We start from the raw sequence: 19,692 nt of genomic DNA, 5'->3' as shown, positions 1-19,692 counted from the left end.
CGCAACCCACCCTAACGAAACGGACATTGACCCCCTGAAGCCATCATTCCGCTCCTGATCATGGCGACTGGGACACCGGCTACGCTCCGTCGACTCGCAGGGTTAAGTCCGTTATGTGCGAGATCACTTTCCACACCTGGTAACTCCGCACTCACACGGTGTCACGGAGGTCACAGCTCGGCCCATGGGCCTTGTTGGAGATCCGGCACTGTGCTGGAATTCCACGGACCGCCGCAGGATCGAGCCGGCGCACAGGGGGCGCAACGCAGCGCCGAGTGGCGGCGAGACGGGGGGCCAGCGCCGGTCACTCACGACCACCCAGGGGGGCGTTTTCAGGGCGCTCCCCACAACGCCGACACCGTGTCCTTCCGTTCACGCGGAGGGGTACCTGGTCCAGAGGTTGCGACGCTAGTGCAGGGACGTTTCAAGAGGGATGGCAGCGCTTCGGCCGAGCCGGAGCCGCACGGCGGGACCGACCGCGGTTCCTCGCCCCAGCACGCCCCGGGCCCGGTCCCGTCCGGCGACGGCGGAGAGCGCTCCGGGCGCAGCGCCGTGCCGTCGGTGACGCCGAGTCCGGCTCCGAAGGTCAAGCCGGCCACTGGGCCCAGCGGGCCCGGAGCGCGAATAGCCCTGCGCAACTGGCGCATTTCCACGCGTCTGGTGTCGCTGCTCGCGCTCCCCGTGGTCGCGGCCACCTCGTTGGGTGCGCTGCGCATCAACCAGTCCCTGGACGACATCCAGCAGCTCGACAACATGAAGCTGCTGACGGACATGACCAAGCAGGCGACCGAGCTGGCCGCCGCGCTCCAGGAGGAGCGCGACCAGTCCGCCGGTCCGATGGCTCACGGTCTGTCGGCCAGCGACGTCCGGGTCAAGGGCTACCAGGAGAAGACGGACCGCGCCCGCGACAACTTCCTCAACGCCTCCGAGGAAATCGACACCGCGAGCAAGAACGGCCAGCTCCAGGGTGTCCGTGACAGCCTCGTCGGTCTGGCGGGACAGTTGGAGGGCCTGGCCAAGATCCGCCGGTCGGCCTACCAGTCGAAGAACAACTCGACGCAGACGGTCGAGGCCTACCATCGTCTGATCACCCAGCTGGTCGACCTCTCCCAGGACATGGCCGAGGCGTCCAGCAACCCGGAGATGATCCAGCGCACCCGCGCCCTGGCGGCGTTCTCCACCGCCAAGGAGTACGCGTCCGTGCAGCGCGCCGTCATCGCCGCGGCCCTGCCGGAAACCACCAAGGTCTCCGGCAACCTCTCCGAGAACGACCGGCTGTACGCCGAGTCGGCGCTCGAGAGCGAGTCGTCCGAGCTCAACATCTTCCGAAAGATCTACTCGGACCAGGGCGCCGAGGAACTGCTGAAGCCCATCGACGAGGGCAACCCGACGATCGAGTCAGCCGACACCTACGCCAAGCGTGTCCTCGAGCGCCAGGGCGGCATCGACCAGCTCAACAAGCGCTCGTACCTCGACTGGACGGACGACAGCTCGACCAAGATCGAGCAGATGAAGAAGATCGAGCACACGCTGCTCGAGGACATGGAGCAGAAGGCCCGCGAGCTGCGCTCCGCCTCCGAGCGCGAGGCGATCATTTCCGGTGCGCTGATCCTGCTCGTCCTCGGTGTGTCGCTGGTCGGCGCCTTCGTCGTCGCCCGCTCCATGATCCGCTCGCTGCGCCGCCTCCAGGAGACCGCCACCAAGGTCGCCCAGGACCGGCTGCCCGAACTGGTCAAGCAGCTGTCCGAGTCCGACCCGCAGGACGTCGACACGTCCGTGGAGTCGGTCGGTGTGCACTCCCGGGACGAGATCGGCCAGGTGGCCGCGGCCTTCGACGACGTGCACCGCGAGGCGGTCCGACTCGCCGCCGAGCAGGCCCTGCTGCGGGGCAACGTCAACGCGATGTTCACCAACCTCTCGCGCCGCTCCCAGGGCCTCATCCAGCGTCAGCTCTCGCTCATCTCCGAACTGGAGTCCCGCGAGGCCGACCCGGACCAGCTGTCCTCGCTGTTCAAGCTCGACCACCTCGCGACGCGTATGCGCCGTAACGGTGAGAACCTCCTCGTCCTCGCGGGTGAAGAGCCCGGCCGCCGCTGGACCCGCCCGGTCCCGCTGGTCGACGTGCTCCGCGCCGCCGCGTCCGAGGTGGAGCAGTACGAGCGCATCGAACTGGCCGCCGTACCGACCACCGAAGTGGCCGGCCGCGTGGTCAACGACCTCGTGCACCTCCTCGCCGAGCTGCTCGAGAACGCGACCTCCTTCTCCTCGCCGCAGACCAAGGTCAAGGTCACCGGTCACGCGCTGCCCGACGGCCGCGTGCTGATCGAGATCCACGACACCGGTATCGGCCTCTCCCCCGAGGACCTCGCGGCGATCAACGAGCGGCTCGCCTCGCCGCCCACGGTGGACGTCTCCGTCTCCCGCCGCATGGGCCTCTTCGTGGTCGGTCGTCTGTCGCAGCGCCACGGCATCCGCATCCAGCTGCGCCCGTCCGACTCCGGTGGTACGACCGCGCTGGTCATGCTCCCCGTCGACGTCGCCCAGGGCGGAAAGAAGCCGGCCGCGGGCAAGTCCGGCGCGCCCGCAGCGGGCGGTCCGGCCGCCGTGCAGGCGGCCGCGGGTGCTGCCGCCGCCCGGCGGGGCGCCGGTCAGGGCGGCGGTGCCCTCGGCGCCGCGGCACCCGGTGGCGCCATCGGCGCGGGTGCCTCCGCCGGTAATGGTGGACGTCTCGGCGCCGGTCAAGGTCCCTGGGCCGCGCTGCCCGGCACGAGCCAGGGCGGCCGTCCCGGTGCGCCGGGCACAGCGCACGGACAGCAGGGCCGGCCGACTCCGGCCGGTGCGGGTGCCTTCGGCGGCCAGGCTCCGGGCGGCCCGCAGGGTCTGCAGTCCACCGGCACGGGCCAGCAGGACACGTTCGGCGGTCAGCAGGACGCGTTCGGCAACCAGCAGCAGGACGCCTTCGGCTCTCGCGGTACGGCGCCCTCGCAGCGCGGCGACCGTGGCCGGCAGGCGCAGCTGCCGCCGCGCGGCGGACCGCGTGCCGAGCTGCCGGGCGGCAACCCGCAACCGCGCACCCCGAGTTGGAGCGACGAGAACGCGCAGCCGCCGCTGTCCCGCGCCTCGCTGGACACCCCGCGCGGCCACGACGAACAGGACCCGGCGCACACCTCGCGAATGCCGCGGATCGACGACCGGCAGGGCCCGGGCTCGACGGCGGAGATGCCCCGCATCGATGCCCGCCAGGGTCCCTCCGCCACCGGCGAGTTCCCGCGCCCCGACTTCAACGGTGTGAACGGCGCCCAGAACACGGGCCAGTACGCCCAGCCGCAGAACACCGGCCAGTACGCCCAGCCGCAGAACACCGGCCAGTACGCGCGTCCCACCGCGAACGGCCAGCAGGGCACGGGCTCCTACGTCCGCTCCGACGTCTTCGGTGCGCCGGCCGGACAGCAGGACCCTTCCGCCACGGGCCAGTTCGCCGCACCGCAGGCCTACGACGCGGGCTCCACCGGGCAGTTCGCGACGCAGGGCTACGACGGCAGCTCCACCGGACAGCACTCTCTGCCCGGCCGTCAGAACCACGCCTCGTACGGCGCCCAGAACACGGGCCAGTACGCGCAGCCGCAGGTCAACGGCCGCGGCGCCGACTACGGTGCGCCCCGCCAGCCGGCGCCGCCGCAGCGTCCGCCCCGCCAGGAGCCCGAGGCGCTTCCGCCTGCGAGCGGTCCCGGCGACGGCCGTACTCCGCTGTACGACACGCTGGAGACCAACTGGTTCCGCGGCCAGCAGCAGGCGGGCGGCCCGGCTCCGGCCGCGGCCCCGCAGCAGCAGGCTCCCGCTCCCGCCGCCTCCGCGGCTCCTCAGCGTCCCGCCCAGGCCGCCTGGCGCACCTCCCCGAACGACGAACTCGTCCGGCAGGCGGAGCGCGTACGGCAGCCGCAGGCGGGCGGCGTCACCACTTCCGGTCTGCCGCGCCGGGTGCCCCGGGCGAACCTCGTCCCGGGCACGGCTCAGCAGCAACAGCACCAACCCGGTCCGCAGGTCTCGCGTGCGCCCGACGAAGTACGCGGCCGGCTGACCAATCTCCGTCGGGGTATCGCGCAGGGTCGTCAGGCGGGCAACGGCCAGACCGGCAGCTTCCCGAGCCCCACTCACCAGCAGGAGCGTTAGTTGAGCCAGATGAGCCAGGCGGCACAGAACCTCAACTGGTTGATCACCAACTTCGTGGACAACACCCCAGGGGTGTCCCACACCGTCGTCGTGTCCGCCGACGGCCTCCTTCTGGCGATGTCGGAAGGCTTCCCGCGCGACCGTGCCGACCAGTTGGCGGCCGTCGCGTCCGGACTCACCTCACTGACCGCCGGAGCCTCCCGGATCTTCGAGGGCGGCAACGTGGCACAGACGGTCGTCGAGATGGAACGAGGGTTTCTTTTCCTCATGTCCGTCTCGGACGGCTCGTCCCTGGCCGTCCTGGCCCACCCGGAGTGCGACATCGGCCTCGTCGGCTACGAGATGGCACTCCTCGTCGACCGTGCGGGGGCGGTCCTCACCCCGGACCTGCGCGCCGAACTACAAGGCAGTCTGCTCCACTGACCGGCCTCGGATCCACCCAGCTCACCAAATCACCGTCCGGCCGCCACAATCCCCCCACCGGCCCCTTCAGACGGCACGACTGACCGACTTGCTGTCCCGCCCGGAGGATTCATGACCCCGCCCACCGCCTCTCATGATCCGTACGCGGAGCCGTACGGTGACGAGGGCGACCAGCCGCTGGTCCGTCCCTATGCGATGACCGGTGGCCGGACCCGGCCGCGCTATCAGCTCGCCATCGAGGCGCTGATCAGCACGACGGCCGACCCGGCAGCACTCATGGGACTGCTCCCGGAGCACCAGCGCATCTGCCACCTCTGCCGCGAAGTGAAGTCCGTGGCAGAGGTGTCCGCGCTTCTTTCCATGCCCCTGGGCGTGGCCCGGATCCTGGTTGCCGACCTCGCCGAGGCCAGCCTGGTCGCCATTCACCAGCCGGGTGGCGACGAGAACAACGGCGGTGCACCGGACGTGACACTGCTCGAAAGGGTGCTCAGTGGACTTCGCAAGCTCTGACGGAGGCCGGGCGACCACCTCCGCGAAGATCGTGGTGGCGGGTGGCTTCGGCGTCGGCAAGACCACGTTCGTGGGCGCCGTCTCGGAGATCAACCCGCTGCGCACGGAGGCCGTGATGACGTCCGCGAGCGCGGGCATCGACGACCTCACCCACACCGGGGACAAGACCACCACCACGGTGGCCATGGACTTCGGCCGTATCACGCTCGACCAGGACCTGATCCTGTACCTTTTCGGTACGCCGGGTCAGGACCGCTTCTGGTTCATGTGGGACGACCTGGTCCGTGGTGCGATCGGCGCGGTGGTGCTCGTGGACACCCGGCGCCTCGCGGACTGCTTCCCGGCCGTCGACTACTTCGAGAACAGCGGTCTGCCGTTCGTCATCGCCCTCAACGGCTTTGACGGGCACCAGCCGTACACGCCCGACGAGGTGCGCGAGGCGCTGCAGATCGGACCGGACGCGCCGATCATCACGACGGACGCCCGGCACCGCGCGGATGCCAAGAGTGCGCTGATCACGCTGGTGGAGCACGCCCTCATGGCACGGCTGAGGTAGCACTCAAGTCGGGAGCACCGTACGGCAGTTGTCGTACTTACACCGGAGCCGGCTGTGGCCTTTGACACGGTCGGCTCCGGTGTTCATAACGTTTCGGCAGAGGAATCGGGTGGTATCGCCACGCATCGCGGTCGACCGGTGCCGCTGCGCTCACAATGGCCCCGCCTTTTGGCGGGGCTCGTTCTTTATGACCGTTTTATCTAGGTCGTACGAGGCGATGCTCTGCCCGTTTCCACTGTTTGGAAGTGCGCTGGTCGACATGCTGGAATGCCTGAACTGCCCATTGGTCAATGACGTACTCACGAGTAGTCGTTGACACGCCGGGCGCTGAGAGACTGCGGCACGACGTAGGTGCCCGCCGCCGAGAGGTTGTTGGTCGAGTGAGGCGAAGCAAGAACGGTCCCGAGCCGTCGGCGCGGGGCAACTTCACCCCGCCGCCGCGCGCTGCGGCGCCCACCCCTGTGCCAGGTCCCGAACCCACGGCCCCTCCCGCCCCAAGCGGCCGGGCCTTCTCCCCGCGCAACTGGCGGGTGCCGACCCGGCTGAACGCGATCCTGCTCATACCCGTGGTCGTCGGCCTCGTCATGGGCGGCTTCCAGGTGAAGGGCTCGATCGACACTTGGCAGGAGGCCCGGGACGCGGAGAACACCGCCGTCCTGGTGCGCGCCGCCCTCACCTATGGGGACGCCCTCTACAACGAGCGTGACGTCTCCGCGGCACCGCTGCTGCTGAACAAGGACAAGAACGTCGTCACCGCGGCCCGCAAGCAGACGGACCAGGCCGCCGACGCGTTCGACCAGGCCGCGCAGAACATGCCGGACAAGCCCGGCCTGGAGCGCCGACTCAAGCTGTTCCGCGAGGTCGAGCCCCAGCTCCAGGACTTGCGCAGCAAGGCCTACGTCAAGCTTCCCGGCGTACGGACCGAAGAGGGCTACGTCGCGATCGCCCACCCCCTGATGGAGTTCGCCAACGAGCTCGGTCTGGGCACCGGAAACATCACCTCCTACGGCCGTACCGTCTACGCCATCTCGCTCACCAAGGCGGCCCTGTCGCTGGAGCGGTCGATCGGTATGCACCTGCTGGTCAGCCCCGGTCCGGACGCCCCGAACCTGGCGACCCAGCGCGTCTCGCTCTCCTCCTACGCCTACCTGGAGGGGATCGCCGTCGAGGAGTACCTCGGTGGTGGCACCGAACAGGACGCGCAGAAGTTCACCGACCTCGAGCAGAAGATCAAGACGGAGGGCGCCGCGCAGGTCGCGAAGGCCAAGGCCGCCGACCCGAAGTACGTCGCCCCGGCCGACCCGAGCAAGATGGTCGCCGACCTGGCGACGCTGCCGGACACCGCGCCGCTCACCCGTCAGGCACTCGCCGCGAAGGGCGTCACCCCGGCGAACTGGTGGGCGTACAACACGCTCAAGTTCAACGGCTACCGCCAGCTCGAGTCGGACCTGGCCGACAAGGCGGTGACCGAGGCCTCCGACATCGCCGACAACGCGAAGACCTCCGCGTTCATCACCGGTGGCGTGGTCCTGTTCGCCCTGCTCCTCGCGTTCATCCTGGCCGGTACGGTGGCCCGGCAGATGAGCCGCTCGATGCGCCAGCTGCGCAACGCCGCCTTCGGCATCGCCGAGCAGCGCCTGCCGATGCTGGTCGACCAGCTCTCCCGCACGGACCCCGGCCGCGTCGACACCCGGGTCGCGCCGATCCCGATCAACTCGACCGACGAGATCGGCGAGGTCGCCCGGGCCTTCGACCAGGTCCACCGCGAGGCCGTCCGGCTCGCCGCCGAGCAGGCCCTGCTGCGGGGCAACATCAACGCGATCTTCACCAACCTCTCGCGCCGCAACCAGTCGCTGATCGAGGGCCAGCTGACCCTGATCACCGACCTGGAGAACAACGAGGCCGACCCGGACCAGCTGGAGAACCTCTTCCGTCTGGACCACCTCGCGACCCGTATGCGCCGCAACGGCGAGAACCTCCTCGTCCTCGCCGGCGAGGAGCCCGGCCGCCGCTGGGACCAGCCGGTCCCGCTGGTCGACGTGCTGCGCGCCGCCTCGTCCGAGGTGGAGCAGTACGAGCGCGTCGAGCTCTCCGGCGTCCCGGAGGCCGAGATCCACGGCCGCGCCGTGACCGACCTCGTGCACCTGCTCGCCGAGCTCCTGGAGAACGCCACCACGTTCTCCTCGCCGCAGACCAAGGTCCGCGTCACCGCGACCCGTCTCCCCGACGGTCGCATCATGGTCGAGATCCACGACAAGGGCATCGGCCTCACCGCCGAGGACTTCGCGGACATCAACCACAAGCTGGCCAACCCGCCGACCGTGGACGCCGCGATCTCCCAGCGCATGGGCCTGTTCGTGGTCGGCCGGCTGTCCGACCGGCACGGCATCCGCGTCCAGCTGCGCCCCTCGGGCGAGCAGGCCGGTACGACCTCTCTGGTCATGCTGCCCGACGCGATCACCCACGGCGGTGGCGGCGAACAGCCGCTGGACCGCGAGGAGTTCACGGTCTCGCAGATCATCCCGGAGCAGCCGTTCCAGGGCGAGAGCTTCAGCCAGCACGAGCCGATGCGTACGGCGGCCGAGCTCGGCTTCGACGACAGCCGCTACGAGGTCCCCGACGACATCCGGGAACTCGACCCCGTCGGCCGCTCGCTGATGCGCGAGGAGCGCCGCGCGGCCCTGGAGGCCCAGACGCTGGGCCAGCCCGCGGAACTCCCCCAGGCGGAAACCCCCGAGCTGCAGTCCTACGCCCACGAGTTCGACGCGCCGCAGGACTACACCGACGGCCGCAGCGGCTACCAGGAGCAGCCCGGGGCGTACGACGCGCAGCCGGCGTACGACGAGCAGTACTTCGCCCCGGGCGGCGGCTACCCGGAACCGTCCTATGCGGAGCCGGTCCAGGAGGACACCGGGGCCGTCCACGCTCCCGCCCCCGACTCCTTCCAGGGCTTCGGCGAGCGCTCCTACCAGGACGACTGGCCGCAGCAGGGCGGATACCAGAACGGGTACCCGGGCCAGTACGCTCCGGAAGCGGAATCCGCGCAGCCCGCTGACGCGGGTGACCGGAACCGCGTAGGCTTCGACCGTTCGGGACCGGCCCCCTCGGGCTCCCACCAGCTGACCGACGCCGGGCTGCCCCGGCGCGGCTCCCCGGCGGGTGGCGCGAACGGCAACGGCTCGAACGGCGTGCACCAGCAGGCTCCGGCCCCGACTCCGGAGTCGGGCGGCGACAGCGACTGGCGTTCATCGAACGACGAGCGCTGGCAGCAGGCCTCGCAGCTCCGGAAGCCCAAGGCGGGCGGGGTCACCTCCTCGGGCCTGCCGCGGCGGGTGCCCAAGGCCAATCTGGTCGAGGGCGCCGCGGAAACCACCCCTCAGGGTGGCCCACAGGTCTCCCGTGCCCCGGAAGACGTCCGGGGCAGGCTGAGCAACCTGCGTCGGGGCGTCCAGCGCGGACGCAGTGCCGGCAGTGAAACGAACGGCCAGGCCACTAGGAATCACCGCAGTGGTCCTGACAGCACCTACAACCAGGAGCGTTAGTGTGAGCCCGATGAGCCAGGCGGCACAGAACCTGAACTGGTTGATCACCAACTTCGTGGACAACACCCCGGGGGTGTCCCACACGGTGGTGGTCTCCGCCGACGGACTCCTTCTGGCGATGTCCGAAGGCTTCCCCCGCGACCGCGCCGATCAGCTCGCGGCCGTCGCCTCGGGTCTGACGTCGCTGACGGCAGGCGCCTCCAGGATTTTCGAGGGGGGCAGCGTGAACCAGACAGTTGTGGAGATGGAGCGGGGATTCCTCTTCATCATGTCCATCTCCGACGGTTCTTCGCTCGCGGTCCTGGCACACCCCGAGGCTGACATCGGCCTCATTGGGTACGAGATGGCCCTTTTGGTGGACCGCGCGGGCACGGTCCTTACCCCGGATCTGCGTGCGGAACTCCAGGGAAGCCTTCTCAACTAACAGACAGACGGTGCGTTTTCGCGTGCCGGGGCCGTAAGGTTTCGGGACGCGGCTCCACAGGGATGGGTGCCCGGCACGGTCGGAGGAGGAGAGAAAGTGGCAACACCCCCAGGCGGTTCGAATTCGGGCAACTGGTCGTACGGTCCTGCCCAGGGCCAGGGCGACGGATCCGCGAACCGGTACAACTTCCCCTCCGCTCCGAGCCACCAGCAGCCGTACGCGCCGCAGGGCCCCGGCCCTTCGCCGTACGACCAGCCGCGCGCGCCGCGCATCCAGCCGGTGCAGCCGCAACGACGTCCCGAGCCGGCGCCCGCCGGGGCGTCGAACAACCCCTTGGTGCGTCCGTACGCCATGACCGGCGGCCGGACCCGCCCGCGGTACCAGCTCGCCATCGAGGCGCTGGTGCACACCACCGCGCAGCCGCACCAGATGCAGGGCCAGTTGCCCGAGCATCAGCGGATCTGCAACCTCTGCCGTGAGATCAAGTCGGTAGCCGAGGTCTCGGCTCTGCTCACGATCCCTCTCGGCGTGGCCAGGATCCTCGTCGCCGACTTGGCGGAGGCGGGCCTGGTCGCCATCCATCAGCCCGGCGGCGACGAGAACGCCGGTGGCCAGCCAGACGTGACACTGCTCGAAAGGGTGCTCAGTGGACTTCGCAAGCTCTAGCGGCGGTCCTTCCCGCTCCACCACCTCCGCGAAGATCGTGGTGGCGGGCGGCTTCGGCGTGGGCAAAACCACGTTCGTCGGTGCTGTCTCGGAGATCAACCCGCTGCGCACAGAGGCCGTCATGACGTCCGCTTCGGCCGGCATCGACGACCTCACCCACACCGGAGACAAGACCACCACCACGGTGGCCATGGACTTCGGCCGCATCACCCTGGACCAGGACCTGATCCTGTACCTCTTCGGTACGCCCGGCCAGGACCGCTTCTGGTTCATGTGGGACGACCTGGTCCGCGGCGCGATCGGGGCGATCGTGCTGGTCGACACCCGCCGTCTGGCCGACTGCTTCCCGGCGGTCGACTACTTCGAGAACTCGGGTCTCCCCTTCGTCATCGCCCTCAACGGCTTCGACGGCAACCAGCCGTACCAGCCGGACGAGGTCCGCGAGGCACTCCAGATCGGCCCGGACACCCCGATCATCACGACGGACGCCCGCCACCGCGCGGACGCCAAGTCGGCTCTGATCACCCTGGTGGAACACGCCCTGATGGCCCGTCTCCGCTGAGCAGGACCCATACGCGCCGAAGGGGCGCCCTCCACTCGGAGGGCGCCCCTTCGGCCATGTCCTGTCCCCACAGGGCACGAAGAAGGGCCCCTCTGCGGGAGAGGGGCCCTTGGTCGCGTACTCAGTGCCAGCTGTGCGGGGCTCGGAAGCCGGGCTCGCGCTCCAGGCGGCGCCAGCCGGCCCTGGCACGGCCGCGGTGGGCCTGTGCCTCGGAAACGCTCGGCTGGGCGGCCGCGCGAGCCAGGAGGACGGCCGTGATGGCGGCGACTTCCTCGGGCTCGGCGTGGCCCTTCTCGACGCGGATGTCAGAGCTGTTCATGGGTTTCAGTCTCCGTGAGAGAGGTTTCGGCGGGAGTACCGCGAATGATCCGCCGGGTTACTGCGGGGGGTTGCCGTGCTTGCGGGACGGCAGGTCTGCGTGCTTGGTGTGCAGCATCGCCAGGGATTTGATGAGCACTTCGCGGGTCTCGGCCGGGTCGATGACGTCGTCGACGAGGCCGCGCTCGGCCGCGTAGTACGGGTGCATCAGCTCGACCTTGTACTCCTTGACCATCTTCTGCCGCATGGCCTCGGGGTCCTCGGCCCCGGCGATCTGCCGCCGGAAGATGACGTTGGCCGCACCTTCGGCGCCCATCACGGCAATCTCGTTCGTAGGCCAGGCGAACGTGAGGTCGGCACCGATGGACTGGCTGTCCATCACGATGTACGCACCGCCGTACGCCTTGCGCAGGATCAGCGAGATCCTCGGCACGGTCGCGTTGCAGTAGGCGTACAGCAGCTTCGCGCCGTGGCGGATGATCCCGCCGTGCTCCTGGTCGACACCGGGCAGGAAGCCCGGGACGTCCAGGAAGGTGACGATCGGAACGTTAAAAGCGTCACACATCTGGACAAAGCGCGCAGCTTTTTCGCTCGCCTCGATGTCCAGCACGCCCGCGAGCACCTGCGGTTGGTTGGCGATTATGCCGACGACCTGCCCGTCCAGCCGGGCCAGCGCGCAGATGATGTTCCGCGCCCAGCGCTCGTGGACCTCGACGTACTCGCCGTCGTCGACGATCTCCTCGATCACCTTGGCCATGTCGTACGGCCGGTTCCCGTCCGCCGGAACCAGGTCGAGCAGCACCTCGCTGCGCCGGTCGACGGGATCGGTCGACTCGACCCGCGGCGGGTTCTCCCGGTTGTTCTGCGGCAGCAGCGACAGCAGGTACCGCACCTCGTGGATGCAGGTCTCCTCGTCGTCGTAGGCGAAGTGGCAGACACCGCTGGTCTCGGCGTGCACGTCCGCACCACCGAGCCCGTTCTGCGTGATCTCCTCACCGGTGACGGCCTTGACGACGTCCGGCCCGGTGATGAACATCTGCGAGGTCTCCCGCACCATGAACACGAAGTCCGTCAGCGCGGGGCTGTAAGCGGCCCCACCGGCACACGGACCGAGCATCACACTGATCTGCGGGATGACACCCGAAGCCTTGGTGTTCCGCTGGAAGATGCCGCCGTAACCGGCAAGGGCGCTGACGCCCTCCTGAATACGCGCACCGGCCCCGTCGTTGAGGGACACCAGCGGCGCCCCGGCCGCGATCGCCATATCCATGATCTTGTGGATCTTCGTCGCGTGGGCCTCGCCCAGCGCACCACCGAAGATCCGGAAGTCATGGGCGTAGACGAACACGGTCCGCCCCTCGACGGTCCCCCATCCGGTGATGACGCCATCGGTGTACGGCTTCTTGGCCTCAAGCCCGAACCCGCTCGCCCGATGGCGCCTCAGCTGCTCGACCTCCTGGAAGGAACCCGGGTCCAGGAGCAGCTCGATCCGCTCCCGAGCCGTCAGCTTGCCCTTGGCGTGCTGTGCCTCGGTCGCCTTCTCGCTGGGGCCGGCCACGGCCTGCACACGGATCTCGTGCAGCTCGGCGACCCGCCCGCGCGCGTCCGTCGGCTCGCCGGTGGGCTCACCCGTCGTCTCTTCCAAAACGGTCATGTAGCGACCTTACGAAGGACACCAAGGAAAGCGAGCCGTCGACTCCGTACAGTCTCCGGCCCGTTTTCCTGGTACCCCTGAACAGAACCACTACGACATGCAGCCGTTCCGACTGCTCAGAGGGCTCGGCGCTTGTAGAGGTGCCACAAAGGCGTCACCTGAGAGCCACCTCACATTCGCGCACTGCACATGCCATCACCGGAGTGACATGCGCCCTCGAACGGAGGCCGAATCAGCAGCCGCCGCAGTTGTAGTAGAGCACGTCCCAGTGGTTGCCCTCGTCCGCGTAGATGTTGCCGGAGCCGGACTGGTACTGCGGGGCTCCGTCGCCGCGCAGGCCGATGTAGCTGAAGTAGTTCTTGATGTACGAGGTGACGCAGGTGTTCTTGCCGTAGTCGAGCTTGTAGCCGTTCCAGTGCGAGTACGTGCCGCTCGCATGGCCGGTCTCGGTACCGCCGGTGATGTTGAGCGCACAGCCGCTGGCCCGCTTGAGGGTCTGGGCGCCCTGGGCGGTGGCGAGGTTGAGCTGCTCGAAGGACGTACAGGTGGGGTTGTTGCGGTCCGAGCAGTTGCCGGAGGAGGACCAGGTGATGCCGACCTGACGGAACATCGAGGTGGCCGTGGCGTGGCTGATCTTGGTGACGGCGAAGGCGTCGGTGGCGGTGCCGACGACGGCCGCGCCGGGAGCGACGACGAGAGCGAGGGCGGTGAGGACCGAACGGAGCTTCATACGACGGGACTTCATGGGGACCCTTCCTGCGGACCGGTTCCAGTGGGGCGGTTGAGCAGGTGGTGCAGGGAGATGGTGCCCGAGCTCTACGCGCGTCCGCCAGAGGGCGAAACGGGCAGGAGAACATGACTTGCCGTAATGACAGAGACACACTGCGGATGATGTTGAAACTTGAAGGGAATAGGTCTACGGTGCTTCACGTTGGCCTCGTTGAAGATTCAACATCATGGATCTTCTTGTCATCCCCGTCCCCCCAAGGAGCACGCCATGGGCCTCTTCGGCCGTAAGAACACCGCCGAGACGACCGCCACCGCCGCGTCGGCCGCGGTGAACCCCGAGCTGGCTGCGGTCACCGGCGACTACACGCTGGACCCGTCGCACACCACGATCGGCTTCGTGGCCCGCCACGCCATGGTCACCAACGTCAAGGGCAGCTTCCTCGACTTCTCCGGCAGCCTGTACCTGGACGGCAGCGACCCGAGCAGGTCGACCGCGTCGCTCGACGTCAAGATGGAGAGCATCGAGACGGGCAACGCCGACCGTGACGGCCACCTGAAGTCGGCCGACTTCTTCAAGACGGACGAGTTCCCGACGATGACGTTCCGCTCCACCAAGGCGGAGGCCCTGGGCGGCGACGACTACCGCATCACCGGCGACCTCTCGATCCTCGGCGTCACCAGGCCCCTCACCATCGACCTCGAGTTCAACGGCTCCGCCAAGGACCCGTTCGGCAACGAGCGCGCCGGCTTCGAGGGCAAGGCCGAGATCCTTCGCTCCGAGTGGGGCCTGACCTGGAACGCGGCTCTGGAGACGGGCGGCGTCCTGGTCTCCGACAAGATCAAGCTGCACTTCGACATCTCGGCGATCAAGAACGCCTGAGCCCAGGGCAACCGCCCACCCATCTCACGCCGCAGCCCGCGCCCGCCCGTTGACCCCGTTCCGGGGAGGGCGGGCGCTTGCGTGTGCGTGATCAGCGGAGCGCCCGTTGCTCGGGCCGCAGAAGCACGGTGATGCCGAAGAAGCGGGCAGCCCCCCTCCCCGGAACCGGCAACACCCACCAGGCCACCGCAACCGACACCGCCGCCCCGATCGCCATCCCGGCCAGGCGAGTGGGGAGCAGGTTCGTCGCGTCCTGGCCGAAGTAGCGCAGGAGCAGCGAGAGGACTGTGGTCATCCCGGCTGCCCAGTAGGCGCAGTTGAGCGGTCGCAGCCACAGGGCGATCGCCAGGACCGTGAACATCACCGCCACGGACAGCCGACCGCTGACCCCCGCCGCCACCCCGGTGGCCAGCAGCGTGCCCGCGCAGGCGCCGACCAGTCGCTCAACTCCCTTGCTGAGGACGTCCGTTCGGCCACGATTGCCGCTCGCGGCGACGTACGCGGTGAGCACGAGCCACGGCCAGCGCTGGTCGAACAGGAGCCGTCCCACCGCGAAGGCCGCCGCGACCGCCACGCCCATCTGTACCGCCATCCGCGTGCTCGGGCGCGGCCGGAGGCGGGACGGTCGCCTCCGCGGCACCACCGTCTCGGGCCCGGCCGGCCACGGGCCGTACCGGTCCCCGCGGCCGCACTGCTGGACCGCCTCGCGGACCTGCCGCCCTAGAAACCCCCGCCGAAGTCCCCGCCTCCACCGCCGAAGTCCCCGCCTCCACCGTCCCCGAAGCCACCCCCGAAGTCCCCGGGATCGAAGTCCGCCCCGGACATGTCCCCGCCCTCGTAGCCTCCCGAGCCGAAGTCGCCGTACCCGGTGCCGTAGTCCGAGGCGTACGACGGTGTCGCCATCGCGTTTCCCAGCAGCGTGCCGATGAGGAGACCCGGCAGGATGCCGCCGCCGAAATAGCCGCCCGCCCAGGGACCGTAGGCCGGGCCCGCGTCCCAGTAGGGGCGGCGGCCGTAGTCGGTGTCGACCTCGCGGATCACCGGGTCGCGCCCGTCGGCGAGACGCGTCCGGTCCGCCGCGCAGACCGGGACCTCGCGGGGTGCGCCGCCGGGCGGGGTCCAGGCGGCGTCGGCGACCGAGGGGCCGTGGCGCGGGTCGAAGAAGCAGGGCGGACGGCGTTCCGGCAGCGGCCGGCCCTCGCGGCGGGCGGCCAGTTGCGCGAGCGAGAAGCGGCCGTCCTCCAGGGACTGGGTGACGGACCGCACGTCCTCCGGTCTGCGGGCCTCGGCCATGGCGCTCTTCGCCTGGTCGTAGGCGTCGAGCGCGCGCTCGTAGTCCGCGCGCATCGCGTCGTCGGCGCCCGCCTCCGCCGGGTGGAAGTCCAGGCGGTCCAGCTCCTCACCGAACGCGGTGATGTCCTCGTCCACGACCACCCGCAGCCGCTCCAGGGCCGCCCGCTGCTCCTCCTCGTGGCGTCGGCGGTTGCGTCGGACCAGCGCGTACGCGCCCGCGCCGCCCGCCACGACCACCACGCCCGCGGTGATCAGCGCGGTGCTCGAGACACCTCCGCCGTCCCCGGTCGTTCCCCAGCTCGTGGGCGCCCTCCCGCCCATGTTGGCCAGCGCCCGGTCCGTGAAGTCGCCCAGCTGGGTCCTGGTGTCCTCGCCCTGGACGCTGGTGACCAGGTTCTGTACGGCCGTACGGGACAGGACCGAGGAGTCGGCGCGGGCGTCGAAGCGATCGCCGAGGCGCACGGCGTAGAGGCCGGTGACGCCGGTGGCGGCGCGCAGGTTGCCGAAGAGGTTCTGGGTCGGGAAGTCGGCCGGCAGGACCGCGATGAACAGGGGTTTGCCCGCGCTGCCCGCGTTCTTGATCTGCTTGCTCAGGGCGTCGGCGTCGGCCGTGGACAGCTGTCCGGAGGCCGCCGGGTCGACGTAGACCGGGTTCTTGCGGAGGACTTCGGCGATGGTGGAGACGCTGGTGGCCGCCCCGGCCGGCGGCGCGAACAAGGTCGCGACGACCAGGGCCAGGGCGGCCAGCAGGAGCGCCGGGAGGCTTCGGGTCCGGAGCACGGCCTTCATACTTCGAAACTACCCGAAGCCTCTCGGATATGGAGTTTCAGCTACTCAGGACCTCACCCCGCCCGATAGGCCACCCCCAACTCCTCCACAGCCGCCCCGTACCGCCCGCTCAGCAGCAGATGATCGGCGTCGGCGAACGGCTTGGCCACCGCCGCGGTGATCCCCGCCCCCACCTTGGCCTGCACGATCAGCCGCGCCTTGGTGACCAGCGCGCGCCCGGCGTCGTCCGCGCCCGCCCGCTCGGCCGCCTTGGCCGCGGCGCCGAGCGCCCGCAGCGTCGCCGCGCCGCCCTCCGGCGTCCTGGCCAGGGTCGTCAGACCCCAGCCGTACGGGAACTGCGGATCGTACGACGCGTCGCCCACGTTGATCGGCAGCTGGGCCTCGGACTTCGGCCAGGTGACGGGCAGTTGGCCGGTGAAGGCGCGCTTGCCGTACAGCACGTCCGCCACGCCGTCGCCCTCGGTGCCCGGCAGCCAGGAAGCCACCAGCGCGTCGATCTCGCCGAGCCGGTCGCCGATGAGCTGCGGGCGTCCGGAGACGATCAGCACCGCGCACTTCATGGCCGCGCACACTTTGTCGACGGCTGCCTGGTCGGCGGCGGACAGCGCCAGGTCGTTGCCGTTGCCGACGTCGCCCACGCCCTCGGCGTACGGGGTCTCCCCCACCACGACCACGCCGACGTCGTAGCCGGACGTGGGTGCGGAGGCGTCCTTGGAGTAGGTGACGTCGCCGCCCGCGTTGCGCATTCCCTGCAGGATGGTCGTGCCCTTGATGATGTTCCCGGAGGAGCCCTGCCAGGTGATGGTCCAGCCACCGGTCTGGTTGCCGATGTCGTCGGCGTTGGATCCGGCGACGTACACCTTCTGGCTCTTCTTCAGCGGCAGCACACCACCCGCGTTCTTCAGCAGCACCTGCGACTCGGCCGCCGCCTGACGGGCCACGGCCCGGTGCTCGGCCGAGCCGATGCTCGACGCCCCGCTGGTGTCGGCGTACGGGTGCTCGAAGAGGCCAAGCTTGAACTTCTCGGTGAGGATGCGGGAGACGGCGTCGTCGATGCGCTGCTCGCTCACCCGGCCTGCCTTCACCTCGGCGATGAGCGCCGCGGTGAAGTCCTTGTACGAATACGGCACCATCATCATGTCCACGCCCGCGTTGACGGACGTGCGGACGTGGGAGCCGTAGTCGCCGGGGAGCTGGTCGATCGCGTTCCAGTCGCTGATGACGAAGCCGTCGAAGCCCATACGGCCCTTGAGCACGCCGTTGATCATGTCGGCACGGGCGTGCATCTTCACCGGACCCTGGCCGTCGCCCAGGATGTCCAGGGACGAGTACGACGGCATGACCGTGCCGATCCCCCGGTCCACCGCGGTCTGGTACGGCGCCAGGTGAACGGCCTCCAGCTGCTGCCGGGTGACCTTGGTGACGCCCTGGTCGATCGTGTACGACCCTGTCTTGGACGAGCCGTACTCGGTGCCGCCGTCGCCGACGAAGTGCTTGGCGGTGGCCAGGACCTTGTCGCCCCGGCTCAAGTCCTTTCCGTTGGCGCGCCCTTGGAGGCCCTGGATGATCGTCTCCATGGACTCGACGAGCGCCGGGTCCTCGCCGAAGGACTCGTAGGAGCGGCCCCAGCGTTCGTCACGGGTGACGCAGAGGCAGGGCGCGAAGTCCCAGGGGATGCCGGTCGCGCGGACCTCGGCGGCCGTCACCGCCCCTGCATGCTGGGCGAGTTGGGGATCCCTGGTCGCCCCGATGCCGATGTTGTGCGGCATGATCGTGGCGCCGGCCAGGTTGTTGTGGCCGTGGACCGCGTCGACGCCGTAGATCAGCGGGATCTGGAAGCGGGTGACCTGCGCCCTGAGCTGGAAGGCGTCGATCATCTTCGCCCAGGCTTCGGGGGTGTTGGGCGTCGGCGTGGAGCCGCCGCCGGAGAGCAGTGAGCCGAGGGCGTACGTCGCGATGTCGCCCGGGGTGCTGATCGCGCCGCGCTCGGCCTGCGTCATCTGACCGGCCTTCTCCTCCAGGGACAGGCGTCCCACGAGGTCGGCGACCCGCTTCTTGATGGGCAACTTGCTGTTCAGGTACGGCAGTCCGTGCGCGTCGACGACCACCTGCGGGGTCTCGGCGGGGGCCTTGGCGCCGGTCACCGTGAGCTTCAACGGGATCGTCTCGGCGGGCTCGGCGGCCTTGTCCTTGAGGGTGCTCACCTGGATGGTCTGCGAGGCGCCCGAGGCCGTGCCGGCCGGGAAGGTGAGGGTGCCGGAGACCGGGGTGTAGTCCTTGCCGGGCTCGGCGGTGCCGCCGGCCGTCTCGTAGGTGACGGTCACCGGCTCGTCGATCGGGGCGGCGCCGGTGGTGGCGACGGTGACCTTGACCGTGGCGGTGCCGCCTTCGGCGACCGGGTGGACGGCGGAGTCGGTGGTGACCGAGGCCCGCAGAGACTGGTCCGCCTTGCCGTACAACTCGACGTCGTCCATGGCGAACTGGCCCTGGACGCCGACCGGGAGCGTGAGCGCGTACCCCCACATGTCGGTGAGTCCGAGGACGTGGTCGATGCCGCCGACCGGCTGGTAGTCCGTACGGTAGATGAAGTCGGTGAAGGGGATCTCGATCTGTTTCCAGCCGGTGAAGTCGTCGGTGAAGGAGGTCGTCCAGAGCTCGGAGGCCTCGCCGTTCGCGCCGCCGTCCTTGATCTCGAAGGCGATCTTCTTGCCGTTGCCCTGGCCGTCCCACCAGAAGCGGATGCCCTTGTGGGCGGACCAGTCGTGGCCGGGCTCGGTCGCGGCGAAGTCGTGGGTGAAGCCGCCGTAGCCGCTGATGTTGTAGCTACCCGCGAGGACCTTGGCGCCCTCGGGGGCGTCGGCGCGGTCCGCGAACTGCAGTGCGGGCGGGTCGTCGCTGTCGCTGCCCCAGGTGAAGATGCCCTCGGCGGGCTGGGCGGCGAAGGGGACCTCGCCCTCGAAACGGTCGACGGGGGTCGGCGGCGGGTCGTCGGCGCCGGACGCGGTGCCGGCGGCGGTCAGCGGGATCAGTGCGGTGAGTAGAGCGACGGACGCGAGCAGGGCGGTTCTTCGCATGGACCTTCCTCGGCTCTCGGGGAGTCTCAGAATTCACTCATGACTTAGATCACGTCGTGAGTTAACTGGCGACCCGAAAACCCGTCAAGACTTCACGTCAGA

The 19,692-nt window shown here is 69.5% G+C and carries 15 protein-coding genes; 9 read left to right on the top strand and 6 right to left on the bottom strand.

Annotated elements, in window-relative coordinates; genetic code table 11:
- Positions 1 to 411: 411 nt before the first annotated feature.
- The 8 genes from ACFYXB_RS24720 (at position 412) to ACFYXB_RS24685 (ending at position 10,853) form a co-directional block, all read left to right on the top strand.
- Positions 412 to 4,170, top strand: coding sequence for a nitrate- and nitrite sensing domain-containing protein (locus ACFYXB_RS24720; RefSeq protein ID WP_389585986.1), 3,759 nt, complete (start codon positions 412 to 414; stop codon positions 4,168 to 4,170).
- A 9-nt stretch (positions 4,171 to 4,179) separates the two neighbouring features.
- Positions 4,180 to 4,593, top strand: a complete 414-nt coding sequence (locus ACFYXB_RS24715) for a roadblock/LC7 domain-containing protein (protein ID WP_003973453.1) — start codon at positions 4,180 to 4,182, stop codon at positions 4,591 to 4,593.
- Positions 4,594 to 4,704: 111 nt separating this feature from the next.
- Entirely contained in the window at positions 4,705 to 5,103 is a 399-nt protein-coding gene (locus ACFYXB_RS24710; protein ID WP_351346488.1) for a DUF742 domain-containing protein, read from the top strand.
- Positions 5,084 to 5,659: an ATP/GTP-binding protein gene (locus tag ACFYXB_RS24705; RefSeq protein ID WP_055614002.1), complete on the top strand. Its 576-nt coding sequence runs from the start codon at positions 5,084 to 5,086 to the stop codon at positions 5,657 to 5,659. The genes ACFYXB_RS24710 and ACFYXB_RS24705 overlap by 20 nt, the downstream gene beginning before the upstream one ends.
- Before the next feature lie 380 nt (positions 5,660 to 6,039).
- Positions 6,040 to 9,201 (top strand): nitrate- and nitrite sensing domain-containing protein, encoded by a 3,162-nt coding sequence (locus tag ACFYXB_RS24700; RefSeq protein ID WP_389585983.1) that lies wholly within the window; start codon positions 6,040 to 6,042, stop codon positions 9,199 to 9,201.
- A gap of 10 nt (positions 9,202 to 9,211) precedes the next feature.
- Entirely contained in the window at positions 9,212 to 9,625 is a 414-nt protein-coding gene (locus ACFYXB_RS24695) for a roadblock/LC7 domain-containing protein (protein ID WP_004983065.1), read from the top strand.
- Between the two features lie 96 nt (positions 9,626 to 9,721).
- Complete coding sequence (locus ACFYXB_RS24690) at positions 9,722 to 10,291, top strand: DUF742 domain-containing protein (protein WP_389585980.1); 570 nt, start codon at positions 9,722 to 9,724, stop codon at positions 10,289 to 10,291.
- Positions 10,272 to 10,853, top strand: a complete 582-nt coding sequence (locus ACFYXB_RS24685; protein ID WP_071369867.1) for an ATP/GTP-binding protein — start codon at positions 10,272 to 10,274, stop codon at positions 10,851 to 10,853. Before ACFYXB_RS24690 ends, ACFYXB_RS24685 begins: the two co-directional genes overlap by 20 nt.
- Before the next feature lie 121 nt (positions 10,854 to 10,974).
- Here the strand turns inward: ACFYXB_RS24685 and ACFYXB_RS24680 are convergent, their stop codons facing one another.
- From ACFYXB_RS24680 to ACFYXB_RS24670, 3 genes are all read right to left on the bottom strand, one after another.
- Positions 10,975 to 11,172: an acyl-CoA carboxylase subunit epsilon gene (locus ACFYXB_RS24680; RefSeq protein ID WP_351346480.1), complete on the bottom strand. Its 198-nt coding sequence runs from the start codon at positions 11,170 to 11,172 to the stop codon at positions 10,975 to 10,977.
- A gap of 57 nt (positions 11,173 to 11,229) precedes the next feature.
- A complete protein-coding gene (locus tag ACFYXB_RS24675; protein ID WP_351346478.1) occupies positions 11,230 to 12,825 on the bottom strand; it encodes an acyl-CoA carboxylase subunit beta in 1,596 nt (531 codons plus the stop codon).
- A gap of 232 nt (positions 12,826 to 13,057) precedes the next feature.
- Positions 13,058 to 13,555, bottom strand: a complete 498-nt coding sequence (locus ACFYXB_RS24670; RefSeq protein WP_388497043.1) for a hypothetical protein — start codon at positions 13,553 to 13,555, stop codon at positions 13,058 to 13,060.
- Positions 13,556 to 13,822: 267 nt separating this feature from the next.
- Here ACFYXB_RS24670 and ACFYXB_RS24665 point away from each other — a divergent pair, with 267 nt between their 5' ends.
- Entirely contained in the window at positions 13,823 to 14,434 is a 612-nt protein-coding gene (locus tag ACFYXB_RS24665; protein ID WP_389585975.1) for a YceI family protein, read from the top strand.
- A 91-nt stretch (positions 14,435 to 14,525) separates the two neighbouring features.
- On the opposite strand, the gene ACFYXB_RS24660 is transcribed toward ACFYXB_RS24665, so the two are convergent.
- The 3 genes from ACFYXB_RS24660 to ACFYXB_RS24650 all read right to left on the bottom strand — a co-directional run bounded on the left by ACFYXB_RS24660 (position 14,526) and on the right by ACFYXB_RS24650 (position 19,590).
- The gene (locus ACFYXB_RS24660) at positions 14,526 to 15,026 is read right to left on the bottom strand and encodes an FUSC family protein (RefSeq protein WP_389585971.1); all 501 of its coding nucleotides are present in this window, start codon (positions 15,024 to 15,026) and stop codon (positions 14,526 to 14,528) included.
- A gap of 128 nt (positions 15,027 to 15,154) precedes the next feature.
- Positions 15,155 to 16,516 (bottom strand): hypothetical protein, encoded by a 1,362-nt coding sequence (locus ACFYXB_RS24655; RefSeq protein ID WP_389585968.1) that lies wholly within the window; start codon positions 16,514 to 16,516, stop codon positions 15,155 to 15,157.
- Between the two features lie 53 nt (positions 16,517 to 16,569).
- Positions 16,570 to 19,590, bottom strand: a complete 3,021-nt coding sequence (locus ACFYXB_RS24650; protein WP_389585966.1) for a glycoside hydrolase family 3 N-terminal domain-containing protein — start codon at positions 19,588 to 19,590, stop codon at positions 16,570 to 16,572.
- Between the last annotated feature and the right edge of the window lie 102 nt (positions 19,591 to 19,692).

It is taken from the genome of Streptomyces sp. NPDC002619 (assembly GCF_042889305.1).
GTDB lineage: Bacteria > Actinomycetota > Actinomycetes > Streptomycetales > Streptomycetaceae > Streptomyces.
This window is presented reverse-complemented; position numbering and strand designations above follow the sequence as displayed.

Bases quoted from the DNA above. Each gene is read 5' to 3' on its own strand.
- ACFYXB_RS24715 (WP_003973453.1), top strand. From the start codon at position 4,180: ATGAGCCAGGCGGCACAGAACCTCAACTGGTTGATCACCAACTTCGTG.
- ACFYXB_RS24710 (WP_351346488.1), top strand. From the start codon at position 4,705: ATGACCCCGCCCACCGCCTCTCATGATCCGTACGCGGAGCCGTACGGT.
- ACFYXB_RS24695 (WP_004983065.1), top strand. From the start codon at position 9,212: ATGAGCCAGGCGGCACAGAACCTGAACTGGTTGATCACCAACTTCGTG.
- ACFYXB_RS24680 (WP_351346480.1), bottom strand. From the start codon at position 11,172: ATGAACAGCTCTGACATCCGCGTCGAGAAGGGCCACGCCGAGCCCGAG.
- ACFYXB_RS24675 (WP_351346478.1), bottom strand. From the start codon at position 12,825: ATGACCGTTTTGGAAGAGACGACGGGTGAGCCCACCGGCGAGCCGACG.
- ACFYXB_RS24670 (WP_388497043.1), bottom strand. From the start codon at position 13,555: ATGAAGCTCCGTTCGGTCCTCACCGCCCTCGCTCTCGTCGTCGCTCCC.
- ACFYXB_RS24665 (WP_389585975.1), top strand. From the start codon at position 13,823: ATGGGCCTCTTCGGCCGTAAGAACACCGCCGAGACGACCGCCACCGCC.
- ACFYXB_RS24660 (WP_389585971.1), bottom strand. From the start codon at position 15,026: ATGGCGGTACAGATGGGCGTGGCGGTCGCGGCGGCCTTCGCGGTGGGA.
- ACFYXB_RS24655 (WP_389585968.1), bottom strand. From the start codon at position 16,516: ATGAAGGCCGTGCTCCGGACCCGAAGCCTCCCGGCGCTCCTGCTGGCC.
- ACFYXB_RS24650 (WP_389585966.1), bottom strand. From the start codon at position 19,590: ATGCGAAGAACCGCCCTGCTCGCGTCCGTCGCTCTACTCACCGCACTG.